Source organism: Leucobacter sp. NPDC077196 (genome assembly GCF_040687075.1).
Classification (GTDB): Bacteria; Actinomycetota; Actinomycetes; order Actinomycetales; family Microbacteriaceae; genus Leucobacter.
In genome coordinates this window covers 65,243-82,127 of sequence record NZ_JBFBML010000008.1, presented here as the reverse complement: position 1 = coordinate 82,127, position 16,885 = coordinate 65,243, and the positions used below count along the sequence as shown (strand labels likewise).

13 protein-coding genes and 1 pseudogene are annotated in these 16,885 nt (G+C 67.0%); 10 read left to right on the top strand and 4 right to left on the bottom strand.

All coding sequences use genetic code 11. From position 1 onward, the window contains the following. The first annotated feature begins 52 nt into the window (after positions 1–52). The 5 genes from AB0O71_RS09865 (at position 53) to AB0O71_RS09845 (ending at position 5,068) form a co-directional block, all read left to right on the top strand. Complete coding sequence (locus AB0O71_RS09865; protein WP_363744780.1) at positions 53–910, top strand: carbon-nitrogen hydrolase family protein; 858 nt, start codon at positions 53–55, stop codon at positions 908–910. Next, positions 907–2,253 (top strand): APC family permease, encoded by a 1,347-nt coding sequence (locus AB0O71_RS09860; RefSeq protein WP_363744778.1) that lies wholly within the window; start codon positions 907–909, stop codon positions 2,251–2,253. The genes AB0O71_RS09865 and AB0O71_RS09860 overlap by 4 nt, the downstream gene beginning before the upstream one ends. A gap of 168 nt (positions 2,254–2,421) precedes the next feature. Continuing rightward, positions 2,422–3,645, top strand: a complete 1,224-nt coding sequence (locus AB0O71_RS09855; protein ID WP_363744776.1) for a pyridoxal phosphate-dependent aminotransferase — start codon at positions 2,422–2,424, stop codon at positions 3,643–3,645. Then, on the top strand, positions 3,642–4,100 hold the full coding sequence (locus AB0O71_RS09850) for a 23S rRNA (pseudouridine(1915)-N(3))-methyltransferase RlmH (protein WP_363744774.1): 459 nt from the start codon (positions 3,642–3,644) through the stop codon (positions 4,098–4,100). Before AB0O71_RS09855 ends, AB0O71_RS09850 begins: the two co-directional genes overlap by 4 nt. Positions 4,101–4,147: 47 nt before the next feature. Then, positions 4,148–5,068: a PfkB family carbohydrate kinase gene (locus AB0O71_RS09845; protein ID WP_363744772.1), complete on the top strand. Its 921-nt coding sequence runs from the start codon at positions 4,148–4,150 to the stop codon at positions 5,066–5,068. Here AB0O71_RS09845 and AB0O71_RS09840 read toward each other — a convergent pair. Continuing rightward, complete coding sequence (locus AB0O71_RS09840) at positions 5,057–5,593, bottom strand: YetF domain-containing protein (protein WP_363744770.1); 537 nt, start codon at positions 5,591–5,593, stop codon at positions 5,057–5,059. The genes AB0O71_RS09845 and AB0O71_RS09840 overlap by 12 nt on opposite strands. A gap of 165 nt (positions 5,594–5,758) precedes the next feature. Here AB0O71_RS09840 and AB0O71_RS09835 point away from each other — a divergent pair, with 165 nt between their 5' ends. The 5 genes from AB0O71_RS09835 (at position 5,759) to nrdF (ending at position 10,357) form a co-directional block, all read left to right on the top strand. After that, a complete protein-coding gene (locus tag AB0O71_RS09835; protein WP_363744768.1) occupies positions 5,759–6,163 on the top strand; it encodes a hypothetical protein in 405 nt (134 codons plus the stop codon). A 262-nt stretch (positions 6,164–6,425) separates the two neighbouring features. Further along, positions 6,426–6,659 carry a glutaredoxin-like protein NrdH gene (gene nrdH / locus AB0O71_RS09830; RefSeq protein WP_090146211.1) on the top strand — a complete coding sequence of 78 codons (234 nt, stop codon included), beginning with the start codon at positions 6,426–6,428 and terminating at the stop codon, positions 6,657–6,659. A gap of 106 nt (positions 6,660–6,765) precedes the next feature. Next, positions 6,766–7,167 (top strand): class Ib ribonucleoside-diphosphate reductase assembly flavoprotein NrdI, encoded by a 402-nt coding sequence (gene nrdI, locus AB0O71_RS09825; RefSeq protein WP_363744765.1) that lies wholly within the window; start codon positions 6,766–6,768, stop codon positions 7,165–7,167. 26 nt (positions 7,168–7,193) lie between these two features. Then, a complete protein-coding gene (nrdE, locus tag AB0O71_RS09820; protein WP_363744884.1) occupies positions 7,194–9,335 on the top strand; it encodes a class 1b ribonucleoside-diphosphate reductase subunit alpha in 2,142 nt (713 codons plus the stop codon). Between the two features lie 53 nt (positions 9,336–9,388). Next, positions 9,389–10,357: a class 1b ribonucleoside-diphosphate reductase subunit beta gene (gene nrdF, locus AB0O71_RS09815; protein WP_010155851.1), complete on the top strand. Its 969-nt coding sequence runs from the start codon at positions 9,389–9,391 to the stop codon at positions 10,355–10,357. A gap of 459 nt (positions 10,358–10,816) precedes the next feature. On the opposite strand, the gene AB0O71_RS09810 is transcribed toward nrdF, so the two are convergent. The 3 genes and pseudogenes from AB0O71_RS09810 to AB0O71_RS09800 all read right to left on the bottom strand — a co-directional run. Further along, positions 10,817–11,845 carry an agmatine deiminase family protein gene (locus tag AB0O71_RS09810; protein ID WP_363744762.1) on the bottom strand — a complete coding sequence of 343 codons (1,029 nt, stop codon included), beginning with the start codon at positions 11,843–11,845 and terminating at the stop codon, positions 10,817–10,819. 61 nt (positions 11,846–11,906) lie between these two features. Continuing rightward, positions 11,907–14,789 carry an aminotransferase gene (locus tag AB0O71_RS09805; protein ID WP_363744760.1) on the bottom strand — a complete coding sequence of 961 codons (2,883 nt, stop codon included), beginning with the start codon at positions 14,787–14,789 and terminating at the stop codon, positions 11,907–11,909. Between the two features lie 421 nt (positions 14,790–15,210). Continuing rightward, a pseudogene (locus AB0O71_RS09800) lies at positions 15,211–16,884 on the bottom strand (amidase); the annotation flags it as partial. Position 16,885 lies beyond the last annotated feature (1 nt).

The following is a 16,885-nucleotide window of genomic DNA, read 5'->3' as shown; positions in this document are numbered from 1 at the left end:
GACACGCGCGCATTAGTTATTTAAAGTTTCAGTAATTAATGGAAGGAAGGCTATGAGCCGATCACTCGGTGTTGCGCTGGTGCAGCACCACGCCACCACACTGTCCGATTTCGAGGAGCATCTCAGAAGGAGCACCGCCGCCCACCCCGAGATGACACTCTGGGTCTACCCCGAATTGCACCTCGATACCCCGGTCGGTTCACCCGACATCGAGCGCCTCGCCCGGCCACTCAGCGATGAGCGGTTCGTTCGGCTCGCCGCCCTCGCCGCTGAACTCGGCATCTGGCTCGTTCCCGGTTCCTTCTACGAGCGCGCCGAAGACGGCCGCGTGCACAACACGGCCGTGGTGTTCGGTGCCGACGGCGACGTGCACGCGACGTACCGGAAGATCTTCCCGTGGCGCCCGGCAGAGGTCTGCGCTCCCGGCGGGGAGTTCACCGTCTTCGACATGCCGGGCTACGGCCGCATCGGCCTCTCCATCTGCTACGACATCTGGTTCCCGGAGCACGCACGCCACCTGGCGTGGGACGGGGCTGACCTCATCCTGAATCTGGTCCAGACCAACACGAGCGACCGCGATCAAGAGCTCGCGATCGTCCGCGGGAACGCGATCATGAACCAGGTGTGGATCGCCTCCGTGAACGCGGCCGCACCGACGGGGCGGGGCCGGTCGCTCGTGGTGGATCCCGACGGCGCGACCCGCATGAGCTCCGCGACCGCCGAACAGGAGATCCTCACCGCCGTGATCGATTTCGGGCAGGTGGAGGCGGTGCGAGCATTCGGCACCGCAGGAGTCTCCCGGCCCTGGTCGCAGTTCCGGGCGAGTGATGCTCCGATCGACCTCCCGCTGTACGGAGGGCGCATCACGCCGACGAATTGGACGCCCCGCCGATCGGAGACGAACGCATGAGCGCCGACACCGCGCTGCAGACGGCACAACCCGCGAAGCTTCTCCCGCGCCTCGGCCTGCTCGGGGTCGTGTTCTTCGGGCTCGCATACATGTCCCCGAGCATCGTCACCTCGACCTTCGGCGTCGTCTCCGAGACGAGTCGGGGCGCCGCACCCACGGCGTACCTCGTGGCCACTGCGGCGATGCTCCTCACCGCGGTCGCCTACGCGGTGCTCGCGCGGGCCTACCCCACTGCCGGATCCGCCTACACCTACGTCGGCAAGACGCTCGGCCGCGTCGTGGGGTTCTTCGCGGGATGGGTGATCCTGCTCGACTACCTGTTCCTGCCGATGGTGGCCTGGCTGATCCAGTCGACCTATCTGCACGCGCAGTTCCCGGGAATTCCGCTCTGGGTGTGGCTGCTCGTCAACGTGGGCGCGACGACGGTGATCAACCTGCTGGGCATCGCGCTCGCCGATCGCGTGAACATCGTCCTCACGATCACCGCGATGGCGTCCGTCGCCGCCCTCGTCATCGTGCTGCTCCTCTTCCTCGGCCGAGAGGCCGGCGGGGCTCCGTCGACCGCGATGTGGAACGAGCAGACGAACATCGTCGCAGTCAGTTCGGCTGCTGCCGTCGCCGCGTACTCGTTCCTCGGCTTCGATGCGATCAGCACCCTGAGCGAGGAGACGAAGCACCCGCGGCGAGACATCCCTCGGGGAATCGTGCTGGCCGTGCTCATCGGCGGGTGCATCTTCGTCGGGGTGTCGTTCCTCATGCAGCTCGTGCACCCGGGCGGCGTGTTCGAAAACGCTGATACCGCGGGATACACCCTGTCGATCTTCGCCGGCGGCGCCGCGTTCACGAACGTCAACAATCTCGTGAGCGTGATCGCAGGATTCGGATCGGGCCTCGCCATCCAGGCCACATCGAGTCGCCTGCTCTTCGTGATGGGACGCGACGGCGTGCTTCCCCGCGCGGTGTTCGGGCGGCTCAGCTCCGCGTTCCGCGTGCCGTGGATCAACATCCTCCTGATCGGCGCGATCGGCATGCTGGGCATGCTGCTCGACATCGGCAAGGCGACCGCCTACATCAATTTCGGGGCCTTCCTGGCGTTCGCGCTCGTGAACATCGCGTTCCTCGTCTGGATCTGGCGGAATGCCGCGCCCGCCCGGCCGATCGCGGTCACCGTGCTGCTGAGCGTGATCCCGGTCGCCGGCTTCGCGGTCGACCTGTATCTGTTCTCGAAGCTGCACCCGGAGGCGTACGCGATCGGCGGCGCATGGTTGCTGCTCGGCGTCGTCATGCTCGCCGTCGCCACGCGCGGCTTCCGGCGCCCCGTTCCGGTGCTCTCGGAGCGCTGAGCGGCCCGCCAGCCGACCCCCCCTTGCGAGCGGGGTCACTCTTCGTGCGTGTCGAACCCGCAACACCCACTAAGAGTGACCCCGCTCGCAGTTTTGGGTGGGCGGGCGGGTGGGTTGGCGGGCGCGGGCGCAGGCGCACCCTGCGGCCGGCATCGTAGGATCGTGACCGTGCGGAACATCACCCAGTCACGGAAGCTCGCAGGCGTGCGCTACGACGTGCGCGGCCCGATCCTTCAAGAAGCCGAGCGCCTGGAGCGCGAGGGGCATCAGATCTTGAAGCTCAACATCGGCAATCCGGCGCCCTTCGGGTTCGAGGCGCCGCCCGAGATCGTCGAGCGTCTGCAGCAGGCGCTCACCGAGGCGCAGGGCTACAGCGATTCGCGGGGCATTCTGACCGCTCGCGAGGCGGTCGCCCGGTATTACGCAGACGAGGGTGTCGCGGGCATCACCCCTGACGACGTGTTCATCGGCAACGGCGTGAGCGAGATGATCTCGCTGGTCGTGCAGGCGCTCGTCGACGAGGGTGACGAGATCCTCGTCCCGTCTCCCGACTACCCGCTGTGGACGGCGCAGGTCACACTGTCGGGGGCTCGCGCCGTGCACTACCCGTGCGACGAGTCGAACGGGTGGATGCCGGATCTCGAGGCGATCGAGCGCCTCGTCACGCCCGCGACCAAGGGCATCGTGCTCATCAACCCGAACAATCCGACGGGTGCGGTGTACTCGGCCGAGTTGGTGCGCGGGTTCGCGGCGCTCGCCGAGCGGCACGGCATCGTGCTGATGGCCGACGAGATCTACGAGCGCATCCTGTACGAGGGGGCGCAGCACGAGCACGCGGCGCTGCACGTGCGCGACACGCTCTGCCTCACCTTCAGCGGCCTCTCGAAGGCGCAGCGCGTCGCGGGCTACCGGGCGGGCTGGCTCGCGATCTCCGGCGACCGCGATCGCGCCCGAGACTTCCTCGAAGGCCTGCAGCTGCTCGCGAACATGCGCATGTGCGCGAACGTCCCCGCGCAGCACGCGATCCCCGTGGCGCTCTCACCCGCGTCGAACTGGTCGGGCATCGCCGAGCTCTGCGCTCCGGGAGGGCGCCTCCGCGATCAGCGCGACACCGCACACCGACTGCTCACCGAGATTCCCGGCGTCAGCTGCGAGCTGCCCGGCGGCGCGATGTACCTCTTCCCGCGGCTCGACCCAGAGGTGTACCCGATCGTCGACGATCAGCGGTTCGTCATCGATGTGCTGCGGGCGACCCATGTGCTGGTGACGAACGGCAGAGGGTTCAACCTGCCGACGCCCGATCACCTGCGCTTCGTGACGCTACCGGCGATTCCGGTGCTCACCGAAGCGATCGGGCGCATCGGCGAGTATCTCGGGACGCGGCGGGCGTGAGCGTCAGAATCTTCGCCGTCGGCAAGAAGCACGAGAGCTGGGTCGCCGACGGCATCGGCCGGTACGAGAAGCGGCTGCGCAAGCCGTTCGACGTGGCGTGGCATCTGCTGCCGCATTCGTCGCGGGAGGGCGACGCGGCCCGGGCCGAGGAGTCCGACCGGCTGCTCGGCAAGCTGGATCGCGACGCGTTCGTCGTACTGCTCGACGAACGCGGCCGCAATGTCGATTCTCCGTCGCTCGCGCGCACCCTGCAGGGGGCGTTCGATTCGGGCAAGACGGTCACGGTGATCATCGGCGGTGCGTACGGCGTGGACGACCGGGTGCGGTCGCGCGCCGACTTCGTGTGGAGCCTCTCTCAGCTCGTCTTCCCGCACCAGCTCGTGCGCCTCATGCTCGTCGAGCAGCTGTATCGTTCGCAGGAGATATCGGCGAACCGCTCGTACCATCACGTGTGATGCGATCCGGATCGCCCGCAGTTCTCCGCTCTCCAGGAAGGTCCGCAATGCCGCGTTCGCCCCGCCTCGCCGTCGTCGGCAGCATCAACATCGATCTCATCGCTCGCACGGCGACGCTGCCGCGCCCGGGGGAGACGGTGGGCGGGGGATCCTTCTCGCGATTGCCGGGCGGCAAGGGCGCGAATCAGGCGATCGCCGCCGCAGCGCTCGGGATTGCGACGCGCCTGATCGGCGCGGTGGGCGATGACGCGGATGGGGCGCTGGTGCGCGCGGCGCTCGTGGCCGCAGACGTCGACGAGAGTTCCGTGCGCACGGCGAGCGAGCCGACCGGTGTTGCACTGATCGGCATCGACGCCGCCGGGGAGAACCAGATCAGCGTGTGCCCCGGGGCGAATGACGCGGTGACGGTCCCGGCTGATGCGTTTGCGCACGGCGAGGCGGTGCTCGTGCAGCTCGAGGTGCCGATGGCAGCCGTCGTCGATGCGGCGCGGGCCTGCACAGGGTTCTTCGCCGTCAATGCGGCCCCCGCTGCTGAGCTGCCGGGCGAGGTGCTGCAGCGGGCGGATCTCGTGATCGTGAACGAGACCGAGTTCGCGGCGATCCCCGCGCTGCACGGGGGCGGCTCGGGATCCGGTGCGGGATCCGGCTCCGGCTCCGGTCGCTCTGCCCGGCCCCTCGTGGCCGTCAGTCTCGGGGCCGATGGTGCGAAGCTGCTGCGCGACGGCGTCGAGGTAGCGCGTGCGTCATCTCAGGCGGTGGCGGTGCGCAGCACCGTGGGGGCGGGAGACGCGTTCTGCGCCGCGCTCGTGGCCGCGCTCATCAGCGGCGTGGCTGAGGACGCGGCGCTCGCAGCAGCTTGCGCAGTGGGCGCCGCCGCGGTCGCCGACGAGCGCTCGCAACCCGCGTTGCAACCCCTGGCCGCGTATCTCCCCGCCGGCGTCTCACCGGGCGACGCTTCACGCCGGTGAGGTTTCGCCGCGGTCGGCTTTGCAGCTCGATCTCGGCATCGCCGATCCTGACCCCATCTGCTGCTGGCTGATGACGCTCAACTTTCCGTTCGGTTCGAGCACGACCGCGCCGACCAGTGCGACGTCGCCGTACCCGCCGCCGCGCACGGCCTGCAGCACCTGCGACTCGGTGAGCCGATTCGACTCGATCGCGTCGCGGTCGATCTGCCCGTCGGCGACCAGCACCACCGAGTGGGACGTCACCATTCGGCTGAACCAGCGGAAGCGCGCAGAAAGCCAGGCGACGAGGAACTGCAGGCCTGCCAGCAGTGCGAAAGCGGTCGCGCCTTCAGTCCATGAGACGTCCGAGCTGAGCAGGATCGTGGCGAGCGTGGAGCCGAGCGCCACGGTGACCACGAAGTCGAACGCGTTCATCTGGCTCAGCGTCCGTTTTCCGAGCACACGAAGCGCTATCACCAGAAAGCCGTAGGCCGCCGCCCCGACGATGATCGTGCGGATGACATCGCTCCATGAATCGAACCACATGGTGTACTCCCTTTCTCTGCGCAATGCCGTGCGCGGGCAGCGACGGCGGTACTCCACGTTTGCACGGCGCTGGAGCGATGTCCTGCCGCTTGCGTGCGAGCGGTGTGAATGCAATGGGCCGGCTGGTGCCTCATGAATGTCGGTGGGTGCCGCGATCATCGAGACATGATCCCCTTCCGCCTCTCAGCCCGGCTGCAACCGCGTTCGGCGGCGACCCCTGCCCTCGCGGCTGTGGCCCCGCGCGCGGCGGTCGGCGCTGGGGTGCCGGCGCAGGAGGCCTCGCAGGGTGCGGTCGTCGTTCCCTGGCGGGTGGCGCGGCGGTCGGCGAGCGGGGTGATCGAAGTTGAGAACACGAGCGCGATGGCTCTGGATGCGGTCCGCTTCTCCCTCGCGGGCGATGGGCTGCTGGGCCTGTCTCTGCCGCGCACCGTGCTGCCCGGTGAGCGGCTGCGTGTTGTGCTGCGCGGCTCACGAGCCGAGATTGCCTCCAGCGCTCCCGATGCGCTGCTCGTGCTGCGTTGGTTTCAGGCCGACGGAAGGGAGCTGCTGTGGCCCGTTTCGGTGAATTGAGAGGTGCTCATCCGACGCCTCGGCCGACACGCCGAGACGTGTGTGGAAAGTGGAATTTTTTGGGGCCGGCGACGTTGTGGATAAGTGAGGGAGAAGTGCGAAACCGCGCCGAAAGTTCTCCCCAATCCGGCTCCCAGATCCGGGAAAAGTCGGTGCAAAACTACATTGGTGTAACTACATCATGTTGTGGTCGGCCCCGGTGTGGTTCACTAGATGTAGTGCCTCGGTCGGGGCGGAAGAGATTTTTACCGAAGGGCGTGACATGGCGATCACCGTATACACCAAGCCGTCGTGCGTGCAGTGCACGGCGACCTACCGGGCGCTCGACAGCAAGGGCATCGAGTACGACATTCTCGATCTCTCGCAGGACGAGACGGCGCTCGAAGCGGTGAAGGAGCTCGGCTACCTGCAGGCTCCCGTCGTGGTGACCGACGATGAGCACTGGTCGGGCTTCCGCCCCGACAAGATCTCGGAGCTCGCGGGTCGTCTCGCGTAACGATGACGTGATGGGGCGGGGACACGCGTGGTTCTCGCCCCACTCAGTTTGTTCGGCGCTATGCCGGCGCGGCGCCGGTGATCTGTCGGAGAGCAAGGAGGAGCGCATGGCGGATCTCGTCTACTTCTCCAGCGTCTCGGGCAACACGCGCCGCTTCGTCGAGAAGCTCGGCCGTCCGGCCGAGCGGATCCCGCTCCGTGCAAGCGACGAACCGCTCCGGGTCACCGAACCCTACGTGCTGCTGCTGCCGACATACGGGGGCGGCCCAGAAACACGAGCCGTGCCGAAGCAGGTCATCAAGTTCCTCAACGTCGAGGAGAACCGCAAGCACCTGCGCGGGGTGATCGCCGCGGGCAACACCAACTTCGGTGAGGCCTACGGAATCGCCGGCGACATCATCGCCAGGAAGTGCCAAGTGCCCTTCCTCTACCGATTTGAACTCTTTGGAACGCCGGACGACGTCATCGCCGTCCAAGAAGGATTGGAACAGTTTTGGTCTCGACAGTAACCGCCGCTGACACCGCGAGTGCAGTGATGGAGCCCGGCCACGAATCGTCGAAGATCAGCGACATGGATTATCACGCGCTGAACGCGATGCTCAATCTCTACGACGCCGACGGCAACATTCAGTTCGACCGCGACCGTGAGGCTGCGCGTCAGTACTTCTTGCAGCACGTCAACCAGAACATGGTGTTCTTCCACAACTTCGACGAGCGCATGCGCTACCTCATCGACAACGACTACTACGAGTCGGCGCTGATCGAGCAGTACGGCGTGCCATTCATCGAAGAGCTGACGAACGAAGCGTACGCGATGAAGTTCCGCTTCCCGACCTTCCTCGGCGCGTTCAAGTTCTTCACCTCGTACGCACTCAAGACGTTCGACGGCAAGCGCTACCTCGAGCGCTTCGAGGATCGGGTCGTCATGTCGGCGCTCGGCCTCGCCGAGGGCGACCGCGAACTCGCCCGCGGTCTCGTCCGCGAAATCGTGTCGGGCCGATTCCAGCCGGCGACGCCCACCTTCTTGAACCTCGGCAAGGCGCAGCGCGGCGAGCTCGTCTCCTGCTTCCTGCTGCGCATCGAAGACAACATGGAGTCGATCTCGCGCGGCATCAATTCCTCGCTGCAGCTCTCGAAGCGCGGCGGCGGCGTCGCGCTGCTGCTCTCGAACATTCGCGAGACCGGCGCTCCGATCAAGAAGATCGAGAACCAGTCCTCGGGCATCATCCCCGTGATGAAGCTGCTCGAAGACAGCTTCAGCTACGCCAACCAGCTCGGCGCGCGTCAGGGCGCCGGCGCCGTCTACCTCTCGGCGCACCACCCCGACATCATGCGATTCCTCGACACCAAGCGCGAGAACGCCGACGAGAAGATCCGCATCAAGACGCTGTCGCTCGGCGTCGTGATCCCCGACATCACGTTCGAACTCGCCAAGAAGGGCGAGGACATGTACCTGTTCTCGCCGTACGACGTCGAGCGCGTCTACGGCGTGCCCTTCGGCGACATCGCGATCTCCGAGAAGTACGCCGAGATGGTCGACGACGCGCGCATCAAGAAGACGAAGATCAACGCGCGTCACTTCTTCCAGACGATCGCCGAGCTGCAGTTCGAGTCGGGTTACCCCTACATCGTGTTCGAAGACACGGTGAACCGGGCGAACCCCATCAAGGGCCGCATCAACATGTCGAACCTGTGCTCCGAGATCCTCCAGGTCAACACCCCGACCACGTACAACGAGGATCTGAGCTACGGCGAGATCGGCAAGGACATCTCGTGCAACCTCGGCTCGATGAACATCGCGGCGGCGATGGACGGCGGCAACCTCGGCGGCACCGTCGAACTCGCGATCCGCGCCCTCACCTCGGTCAGTGATCAGAGCCACATCTCCTCCGTGCGCTCGATCGAGGACGGCAACGATCAGTCGCACGCCATCGGTCTCGGCCAGATGAACCTGCACGGCTACCTCGCTCGTGAGCACGTGCACTACGGCTCAGAAGAGGGCATCGACTTCACGAACATCTACTTCTACACCGTGCTGTTCCACGCGCTGCAGGCCTCGAACCGCATCGCGATCGAACGAAAGAGCGTCTTCGGCGGCTTCGAGGACTCGCAGTACGCGTCGGGCGAGTTCTTCGACAAGTACACCGAGCAGGAGTGGGCGCCGGCGACGGCGCGCGTCGCCGAGCTGTTCCAGCAGGCGGGCATCGTGATCCCGAACCAGGCGGACTGGCTCGAGCTCAAGGCCAGCGTGATGCAGCACGGCATCTACAACCAGAACCTGCAGGCCGTGCCGCCGACCGGCTCGATCTCGTACATCAACAACTCGACGAGCTCGATCCACCCGATCGCGTCGAAGATCGAGATCCGTAAGGAAGGCAAGCTCGGGCGCGTGTACTACCCGGCTCCCTTCATGACGAACGAGAACCTCGAGTACTACACCGACGCGTACGAGATCGGCCCGGAGAAGATCATCGATACGTACGCCGCGGCCACGCAGCACGTCGATCAGGGCCTGTCGCTCACGCTGTTCTTCAAGGACACGGCGTCGACGCGCGACATCAACAAGGCGCAGATCTACGCATGGCGCAAGGGCATCAAGACCATCTACTACATCCGCCTGCGCCAGCTCGCGCTCGAGGGCACGGATATGTCGGAGTGCGTCAGCTGCATGCTGTGATGCGCCCGACCCGCGCATAGGTATCGAGAATCCACCGGAGTAGAGAGAACCCGATGAACTTCAAGCTGGGCCACGCCGTGCAGGCGATCAACTGGAACCGGATCCAAGACGACAAAGACCTCGAGGTCTGGAACCGTCTCGTCAACAACTTCTGGTTGCCCGAGAAGGTGCCGCTGTCGAACGACGTGCAGTCGTGGGCGACTCTGACGCCGCAGGAGCAGCTGCTCACCATGCGCGTGTTCACGGGCCTCACCCTGCTCGACACCATCCAGGGCACGGTCGGCGCCGTGTCGCTGATCCCCGACGCGATCACCCCGCACGAGGAGGCCGTCTACACGAACATCGCGTTCATGGAGTCGGTGCACGCGAAGAGCTACTCGTCGATCTTCTCGACGCTCTGCTCGACGCAGGAGATCGACGACGCGTTCCGCTGGTCGATGGAGAACCCGAATCTGCAGAAGAAGGCGCAGATCATCACCGACTACTACGAGGGTGACGATCCGCTGAAGCGCAAGGTCGCCTCGACGCTGCTCGAGTCCTTCCTCTTCTACTCGGGCTTCTACCTGCCGATGTACTGGTCGAGCCACGCCAAGCTCACCAACACGGCAGACCTGATCCGCCTCATCATCCGCGACGAGGCCGTGCACGGGTACTACATCGGCTACAAGTTCCAGAAGGGCCTCGAGAACGAGACCGAGGAGCGCCGCCAGGAGCTCAAGGACTACACGTTCTCGCTCATGTACGAGCTCTACGAGAACGAGGTCAAGTACACCGCGGACCTCTACGATCCCGTCGGCCTGACCGAGGACGTCAAGAAGTTCCTCCACTACAACGCCAACAAGGCGCTGATGAACCTCGGATACGAGCCGATGTTCCCGAAGGAGATGACCGACGTCAACCCGGCCATCCTGTCGTCGCTCTCGCCCAACGCCGACGAGAACCACGACTTCTTCAGCGGCTCGGGCTCGTCGTACGTCATCGGCAAGGCCGTCGCCACCGAAGACGAGGACTGGGACTTCTAAGATTTCTTCCTAGAGGCCCCGCCTAAATACCTGTTCACGCCCCTGATCCGCGAGTTTTCGCAGATCAGGGGCGTTTTCGTGTCTCCCAGCCAAAAGCTAGCCATATCGAATGTCACCTAAACATGCAGCAGCCCCGGTTGCGTATCGACCCCTGCGACCAGTGCCCCCTCCTGTGACGGCGGGTTGGCCAGCGAAGCTGCGAATGTCATGCTCGTCATAGACGGGATTCCCTTCCAACGGTGATGAACGTCACCGCGAGTCGGATGGGTGCAGACAGCACAAAGATGAGACGACTTCCCGGTCAGGCTCCTATCAAGTCATGTTCCCGCCCGGCCCGCAGCGCCCCCGGCGTCGACGGACAGATCCACAAAAAGACAGCCGCGAACGGCGTCCGTGTAATTACGGGTCACGCCGGCGCCGGAGCCTCGTCGCCGGAATGATCGTGGAGGGGCGGGATGCTCAGCCCGCGGCGGGCAGAGTGGGCTGCTGCTGGGTGATGCAGTGGATGCCGCCGCCACGGTCGAAGAGCGGACGGGCGTCAACCGTGGTGACCGTGCGGCCGGGGTAGGACTCGCTCAGGATGGCGCGGGCGCGGGCGTCGGCCACGTCGTCGCCGAAGCCGCACGCGATCACGCCGCCGTTGACGACGAGGTGGTTCACGTAGCTCCAGTCGACGAATCCGTGGTCATCGCGCAGCGTCGACGGTGCCGGCAGAGCCGTGATCTCGACCGTGCGTCCGAGTGCCGAGAACTGCGACTCCAACTCGCCGCGCAGGACCTCCATCACCTGCGCGTCCGGGTGCGCGGCGTCGAGCTGGTCGTGCAGCAGTACCCGGTCCGGAGCGGTGAACGTGGCCACGATGTCGACATGCCCGTTCGTGCCGAGGTCGTCATAGTCGCGCGTCAGCCCCTGCGAGAGCCAGATCGCCTGGTCGGCGCCGATCGTGCGCGCCATCTCCGCCTCGACGCGCGCGCGGTCGGCGAGCGGATTGCGGCGGGGGTCGAGCTGGACCGTCTCCGTCAGGAGCACGGTACCGGCGCCGTCGACGTGCAGTCCGCCGCCCTCGGCAACCAGGAGGGAGGAGATGACCTCTGCGCCGATCGCCTCGCCGACGATGCGGGCGACCTGCGCGGATTTCTGCCACTCGGCCCACGCCGGGGCTCCCCAGCCGTTGAAGACCCAGTCGACGGCCCCGAGCACGTCGGGCCGGTCGTCGTCGATGACGAAGGTGGGGCCCATGTCGCGCATCCAGAACTCGTCGACCGGTGCCTCGAGGATCTCGATCGAGGAATCGAGCATGCGCCGCGCGCGGGCGATCTCGGTCGGGTCGACCACCATCGTCACGGGCTCGAACTCGATGATGGCGTGGGCGACCGCCGTCCAGGCCACGTAGCCCTCTTCACGCGCCGCGGCGGTGTCGCCGAGCGTGAAGCCCTCGCGGGGGAAGGCCATCCAGGTTCGGGTGTGTTCTGCGGTCTCTGCCGGCATGCGCCACATGGTGGTTCCTATCTCGGGGGATGTCTGTCGGGAGTGCGAAGCGAAGGGGAGGTCACCAGCCGGTCGCGAGAACGTGCGCGACGGCATCTGCGAAGTAGTCGACCGACTCGCGGGTGACACACAGCGGTGGCTTGATCTTGAAGACGTTGAGATGATCGCCGGTCGGCTGCATGATCACCCCTCGTTCCAGCAGCCGGTCACAGATCGCGGCCGTGTCGCGGGTCGCCGGCTCGAGGGTTTCGCGGTCGAGGACGAATTCGAGCCCCAGGTAGAGTCCCGACCCGTGGACGGCGCCGATGATCGGATGCTCGGATGCGAGCGCCTCGAGGCGGGACCGCAGGTGGGCGCCGACCTGTCGTGCGTTCTCCTGCAGGTTCTCGTCGCGGATAATGTCGAGCACCGTCAGGCCGATCACGGACGACAACGGAGAGCCGCCGGTGGAGGAGAAGAAGTAGCCCTGTGTGCGGTAGCGGTCGGCGATCTCTCGACGGGTGATGACCGCGCCGATGGGCTGACCGGCGCCGATGGACTTCGCGACGGTGACGATGTCGGGAACGGCGTCCTGCTGCTGGAAGCCCCAGAACCACTCTCCGAGTCGCCCGAATCCCACCTGCACCTCGTCGGCGATCGCGATCCCGCCCTGCCGGCGGACCGCGGCGTACACCTCGCGCAGATAGCCGTCGGGTAGAGCCACGCCGCCGGCGTTGCCGAAGTACGACTCGCAGATGAATCCGGCGGGGGGCGTCCCGGCATCTGCGAGCCCGTCGATGACCTGCACCGCCTCGGGGGCGTAGGCCACCGCATCGGCGCCGCAGTGTGTTCCGCGATACGGATTGGCCGCCGCGACGGTGTGCACCCATTTCGGGCGTGAGCCGACGGCTGCGGGATTGTCGGCCACCGAAGTGGAGACCGCATCGCTGGCGAAGGTCCACCCGTGGTACGCCTCGCGCATGGCGACCATGTCCTGTCGGCCGGTAGACGCCTGGGCGAGGCGGATGGCGAGGTCGACCGCTTCGGAGCCCGAGTTCACGAAGAACACGGTGTCGAGCTCATCCGGCAGGGTCGCGGCGATCCGCTCGGCGTACTCGGTGATCGCCCGGTAGTGGAATCGGGAGTTCGTGTTGAGCAGACGCAGCTGCCGGTGCGCCGCCTCGGTGATGCGGGGGTGGGCGTGACCCACCGACGCGATGTTGTTGACCATGTCGAGGTACACCCGGCCGTCGACGTCGATGAGGTACTCGCGCCATCCCCGCTCGATCCGGGGCGGACGCGCGTAGTAGTGCTCCTGGACCTCTGCGAGCACGGCCTCGCGGCGGCCGAGCACGTCGTCGCCGTCCTCGTCGGCCGTGGCCGGGGGAGTGAGGCCGAACGCCGCGGCAGGGTCGCCGAGCACGGTTCTCCACCCCGCCGCCATGCCGGCGGTGACGCGCTCCGGCGCCTCCACGACATCAGCCCCCTGCCGCTGCACGAAGAGGCGCGTGCGGGCGGGAAGGACGCGATCGTCGCCGGAGGAGGGAAGTCCGGAGATCGTGAGGGTCTCTCCGCCGTCGGACACGGCGATCGTGCCCGGTCGGATCGTCGTCGTGCCGTCGATCCGCGAGATCGGCGTCGGCTGCGCGAGCCAGAGAGTGACACCGGTGGGGATCGTCGCCGGTGCTTCCGGGGTGCGCGCGGGCGCCTCGGTGAGCACAGCCTGCCACGCCGGAAGGAACACCGCGTCGGCCCCGTCGTCCAGCGACGCCAGCGCCGCGTCATCGAGAGCGCCCTGCGCCGACCAGCGTCCCTCGTCGTTCAGGGGGGAGATCGTCCCGGCGTCGAGCGCGGTCACCCGATCGAATGTGGCGAGCGGCGCGCCGTTCCAGACCTCGTCGGGCGCACCCCGGTGGCCCAGCGAATCCAGGATCACGGCGTTCATCACTCGTGACGGCACCGATGCCGCGACCTCGAGAATGAGCATTTCGCGCTCCAGCGCGTCGCCCGCATAGGAGTTCGCGTCGTCGAGGCGCACCTGCTGACGGCCGCTGAGTGCGAGCACGGCGCCTCGCAGCACGACGAGAGGCCACAGCGCGGTGAGTTCGTTCACGTCGAGCGGGCGGAGCTCATGGAACGCCCGTATCGCGGGGAGGGTCGTCGCGAGCGTCGCACCGTCGTGGTGCAGCAGCGACGACACGGTCGTCGCGATCTCGCCCACGCGCCAGGATCTGACCACGTCGCCGAAGTCGATCACGGCGTCGGGCAGGGGATCGTCCTCCCGGTGCAGCACATTGTCGTCGGTGATGTCGAAGTGCCCGGCCTGAGTCGGCAGCGACTCCGCGACCGGTCGGAGGGTGCGCAGCGCGTCATGTGCGGCCGCGCGGACGAACTCGCGCACGGCGGCATCCGGTTCGAGCGGGAGGAGCGTGTCGATCACCCGGCCGGCGTGCCGGAGGTCCCACTGCAGCACGCGTCCACTCGCGGGATGGTCGAAATCGGCCAATGCGAGACTGACGCGGGCCGACAGCTCACCCATGCGGCTGACCACGGCAGGGGAGAGGTAACGCGACCCCATCAGGGTGCGACCCGAGAGGTTCTCGATCACCCGCGCATGGATCCGTCCCTGCGTGGTGTTCCACCACGACGACAGGGGGCCTCGGGGACCCAGGACCACGCGAGGCACGCGGAGTCCGGGCTCACGGTCGCCGACGGTCGCGGCCGCCGCGTCCTGCATCTCGATCTCGGGCTCGCTGAAGACCGGGTTGCTCAGCTTGAGGACGCCGAGGGGCTCGGACGAGTCGCGCGGGAAGACGCGGAAATTCTGGTCCTGCTGGCTGCCGAGCGACGTCAGATCCACTTCGATGCCGAAGGTGTCGGCGAAGAGACGCCGGACCTCGGCGTCGTCGAGGGCCGGCGAGGGCAGTTCGACGTGCTCGAAATAGTCGAAGAACTTGTGCGACATGGTCTCTCTTCTCGGTGCTGGCTGATGCTTCGGGTCGGGCGCCCGCGACGTCGGGTGAGGTCAGTGGTCAGAACGGGGCGGCGGTCGTCGTGGCGGCGTGACCGGCTGCGGCACCGGCGGCGTCACGGACGACCACGACGACGAGGGGTCCGTAGGCGGGGCGCCACTCGCTGTGGCGTGCATCGTAGGTGTCTGCGGGAACGACCAGTTCGCCGGTGATGCGCTCGCCAGTCGTGGTCGCCGGCACCGGGATGCCGTCGACCGAGGCGGCGCAGTCGTCGAGGGTCCCTCCGGTGGCGGTCGCGGTGAAGCGGACGAGGCGCTCGCCGCCCGGGGTCTCGTCGAGGGTCACGGTGTCGATCTGTACCGCGATCGAGCCGTCCGCCACCGGGATGGCCGTGCGGAACAGGGCCTCGGTGGCCAGCGCCGGTGTGCGCACGGGTGTCTCTCGGCGCATGCGCAGTGCCTCGACCGCCGAGGCTACTTGCAGCAGTCGCACGTCGTCGTGGCCGCGCCCGGCGATGGTCGCCCCCACCGGCATCCGCGTGTCGGACATGATGCCCATGGGCACGGTGAGAGTCGGAATCCCCAGGTGGCGCGGCACGAGGTTGCCGTTGGAGACCCAGACGCCGTTGCGCCACGCGATGTCGGCGGAATGCGGATTCACGTCGGCGTCGGCAGGACCGACATCGGAGGCAGTGGGGAAGATCACCGCGTCGAAGTTCTCCGCGTCCATCCAGTCCTCGAGGTCCACCCGCCGGGCGTGCTCCAGGCCGCGCAACCCGGACTCCAGGCTCGGGATCCGCATCCAGTCGGGCTCGTTGTTCGCCGCCACGGCCACGTAGTCGCCGATATTGTAGGAGATGTCGAACGGGAGAATGCCGTAGCGATCCGGCAGGGCGCCGTGCGGGTGGGGGAAGATCCGAGCGGCCTCCGCGTCGGCGAGTCGAGGCAGCGCGGGGTCGCCGTTCCGGCGGAGGAAGGTGTCCATCGCCCAGATTGCGAGCGCTCCGACCTCGTCCTGCAGGAACTCGGGGGTGACGAACCCGCGGTCGACGAGGTCGCGGTCCCCCGCGTGGAGCTTCTCGTAGTTGTCGACCGCGGGGAACGCCGTCTCGACGACCTCGGCGCCGGCGGACTCCAGATCCGTCCGCAGTTGGTCCCACAGCGCCATCACGCTCTCGCGTGTCTCGATTGGGTACGCGGAGCCGGTGTCTCCGTTGATGTAGATCCGCGGAACGGCGAAGCGCAGACCTGAGAGAGAGATGTCCTCGAGCTCGGCGAAGGACTCGGGACGCAGCGCGGACGGCTGCGGCAGGGGGATCCACGGCTGCGTGCGCCACAGATCACCGTGCGTGTCGGCGTCATCGGCGACGACCGCGTCGAGCACGATCTTCATGTCGGCCACAGTGCGCGTGTGCGGCACGACGACGTCCATCGTGGGCACGAGCGGCCAGTTCCCGCGCACCGAGATGACGCCGCGAGACGGGGTGTAGGCGACGAGGGAGTTGTTCGACGCGGGTGCGCGGCCGGACGACCATGTCTCTTCGCCGAGACCGAACGCCGCGAGGCTCGCCGCGGTCGCCGTTCCGGAGCCGTTGGAGGACCCGGATCCGAAAGCCGACGTCAGGAAGTCGGCGTTGTACGGCGACTCCGCCCGACCGTAGACCCCACGCTGCATCCCGCCCGCCGCCATCGGAGGCATGTTGGTCAGGCCGAGGAAGACCGCTCCGGCTTCGCGCAGGCGAGCGACGGCGAAGGCGTCCTCGGACGCGTGGAGGTCGGCGAACGCGGGCGATCCGGATGCGACGGTCAGCCCCGCGACGGCGTAGCTGTCCTTCGCCGTGAACGGGATCCCGTCGAGTACTCCTCGAGACTCGCCCCGGGCACGTCGAATGTCGGACGCCCGCGCCTCGGTGAACACAGCGGGGTTGAGGACCGGAACAGAATTCAGGCGGATGCCCGAGCGGTCGTAGAAGGCGACGCGGTTGAGGTAGCGGGCGACGAGTTCGACGCTTGATAGGATCCCCGCCTCCAGGGCGGCGTGCAGTTGCTCGATGTCGGCTTCGACGACGGTGAATGTCGAGTGGTCCATG